Raw genomic sequence first — 3122 nt, 5'->3', positions numbered from 1 at the left:
GCGGTTCGTGCGCAGGCCGCGGCGCGAGGTGCCACGCGTGCCGGCGGGTGAGGTGAGAATGCAGGCCCCGCCGGAGATTCCGCGTTCGACGCCGGGAAATCTCCTGGCGAAGCTGCTGCCCGTCGTGATGGTCGCCGCGATGATCGGCATGGTGGCGCTGATGTTCGGTTCGGGGATGGCGCGAAGTCCGATGTCGCTCGTCTTCCCGCTCATGATGATCGTCTCGATGGTGGGCATGCTCGCCGGCGGCGGCCGCGGAGGCGGGGCGAAAGCGGCCGAGGCCGACGAGGACCGCAAGGACTACCTGCGGTATCTCGATCAGCTCCGGCGGGAGGTCCACGACACCGCAGACCGGCAGCGGAGGGCCCTGGAGTGGACGCACCCCGACCCGGCCGTGCTGTGGACGCTCGCGGGAACGGTGCGCATGTGGGAACGCGACGGAGCCGACGCCGACTTCTGCCACGTGCGGGTCGGGCTCAGCGGCCAGCGCCTCGCAACCCGGCTGATCGCCCCCGACACGGGTCCCGTCGAGGACCTCGAACCGGTGGCGGCCGTGCCGCTGCGCCGGTTCGTGCGCGCGCACTCGGTCGTACCGGCCCTGCCGACCGCGGTGTCGTTGCGGGGGTTCGCGGCGGTGTCGCTCGGCGGCGATCGCCCCGCGGCCCGTGATCTGGTGCGGGCGATGCTGCTGCAACTGTGCACCTTCCACAGCACGGACGTGCTGCGGATCGCCGTGGTGTGCGGTCCGGACACCGCCCCGGAGTGGGAGTGGGTCAAGTGGCTGCCGCACGCCCAGAACCCCGAGATCGCCGACGGTGCGGGCAGCGCCCGCACCGTGTTCGGCTCGGTCCGGGATCTCGAGACCGCGTTCGCCGACCGCCTGACGGGCCGCGGCCGGTTCGTCCGCAACACCCCACCGGTCGACGGTGTGCCCCAACTGGTGATCGTGATCGACGGTGGCGTACCCGGCCCCGGGTCGGGGATCCTCGACGACGGGCTCGACTCCGTCACGGTCCTGGACCTGTCCGCGTCGATGCCCCGGCTGTCGGCCACCCGCGGGCTCGAACTCGTCGTCGGTGAGGGCCGATTGGGTGCGCGCGCCGGCGAACGCGTGGAGACCTTCGCGGTCCCGGACGGAGCGAGCGTCGCGCAGGCGCAGACGGCGGCACGGCGCCTGGCACCGTACCGCGCCGCCCAGCGGGTCGCCGAGTCCGGCAACGGGGAGAATCGTTCGGCGCCATGGGAAGACCTGCTCGGTCTCGGTGACGTCGCACAGTTCGATCCGGAGCGGGCGTGGTCGCCGCGACGGGGCCGCGACCGGCTGCGCGTGCCGATCGGAATCGGAACCGACGGTGCACCGGTCGAACTGGATCTGAAGGAGGCTGCCGAGGGCGGGATGGGGCCGCACGGACTCTGTATCGGCGCCACCGGGTCCGGGAAGTCCGAACTGCTGCGGACCCTGGTGCTCGGTCTGATCGCGACGCATCCCCCCGATGCGCTGAATCTCGTCCTCGTCGACTTCAAGGGCGGCGCAACCTTCCTCGGGCTCGAGTCGGCCGCGCACGTCGCGGCGGTGATCACCAACCTCGCCGACGAACTGGCCATGGTCGACCGGATGAAGGACGCCCTCGAGGGCGAGATGAACCGAAGGCAGGAACTGCTGCGCGCGGCAGGGAACTTCGCGAATGTGGGCGACTACGAGCGCGCCCGGGCCGGCGGTGCCGCGCTGGCTCCGTTGCCGGCGTTGTTCGTCGTCGTGGACGAGTTCTCCGAGCTGCTCACGCAACAACCGGAATTCGCGGAACTCTTCGCCGCGATCGGACGGCTGGGACGATCCCTGCACATGCATCTGCTGCTGGCCAGTCAGCGGATCGACGAGGGCCGGCTGCGCGGACTCGACAGTCACCTCTCCTACCGAATCGGCTTGAAGACCTTCTCGGCCAACGAGTCCCGAAGCGTTCTCGGAGTCCCCGACGCCTACCATCTGCCGCCGTCGCCGGGCACCGGATACCTCAAGTGCGACTCGGCGGAGATCGTGCGGTTCGCGGCCGCCTACGTGTCGGGTCCCTACGAGCCCCGCCGCTCGGGCCGGTCGGTGATCAGGCCGGGCACGGCGACCTCCCGGCCGCGGCTGTTCACCACGGCCGAAGTACCCCTCGCGCACCTCGAACCGGGTCCCGGGCCGGCCGAGCCCGGCGTGGATCCGGTCCCGGCGGAGGAGAGCCGCTCCGTGCTCGATGTCCTGATCGGCCGGGTGCGGGGTCACGGCACCCCCGCGCACGAGGTCTGGCTGCCGCCCCTCGACGCGGCGCCGAGCCTGGACCGACTGGTCCCGCGGTCTCTGCTCACCGGCGACGTGCTGCCGCGGAGCACCCTGCGCACGCCGATCGGCATCGTGGACCGCCCGTTCGAGCAACGGCGGGATCCGCTGCTGGTGGATCTCGCCGGCTCGGCGGGCAACGTGGTCGTCGTCGGAGGGCCGCGCTCCGGCAAGTCGACGGTGCTCCGCAGCCTCGTCCTGTCGATGGCGATGACGCACACTCCCGAGCAGGTCCAGTTCTACTGCCTGGACTTCGGGGGCGGATCCCTCGCCGGGCTCGCGGGCCTTCCGCACGTCGGGTCGGTCGCCAACCGGCTCGACGCCGACCGGGTGCGCCGGACGATCGCCGAACTGACTGCCCTGCTGCGGCGCCGGGAGGGTCGTTTCGGCGCGCTGGGCCTGGAGTCGATGGCCGAACTGCGCCGCCGCCGGGAGGGCGGCGGTCCGGCCGCGGACGTCGATGCCTTCGGCGACGTGTTCCTCGTGATCGACGGCTGGCCCAGCATCCGGCAGGATTTCGAGGCGCTGGAGCCGCAGGTCGGCGTGCTGGCGGCGCAGGGGTTGTCCTTCGGCATCCACGTGGTGCTCACCGCACCGCGGTGGGGCGACGTGCGGCCGGCGATGCGGGACCATCTCGGGACCCGCCTCGAGCTGCGCCTCGGCGACCCCGCCGATTCCGAGTACGGCCGCAAGAAGGCGGCGGCGGTGCCGGAGGGCCGCCCGGGCCGGGGCATCGACCGCCACGGACTGCACGTGCTGTCCGCGCTGCCGCGTGTGGACGGCAGCTCCGAGGTCGTCGACC

The 3122-nt window shown here is 72.2% G+C and carries 1 protein-coding gene; it reads left to right on the top strand.

Features of this window, described 5'->3' with window-relative positions; all coding sequences use genetic code 11:
* Positions 1-3122 (top strand): type VII secretion protein EccCa (gene eccCa / locus CQZ88_RS28935; RefSeq protein WP_258008874.1); only part of this gene is annotated, 3122 nt, incomplete at both ends.

The sequence above is a fragment of the Rhodococcus sp. ENV425 genome (genome assembly GCF_002887785.1).
GTDB lineage: Bacteria > Actinomycetota > Actinomycetes > Mycobacteriales > Mycobacteriaceae > Rhodococcus > Rhodococcus aetherivorans.
The sequence above is the reverse complement of the archived record's forward strand: the minus strand, read 5'-3'. Positions and strand labels throughout refer to the sequence as shown.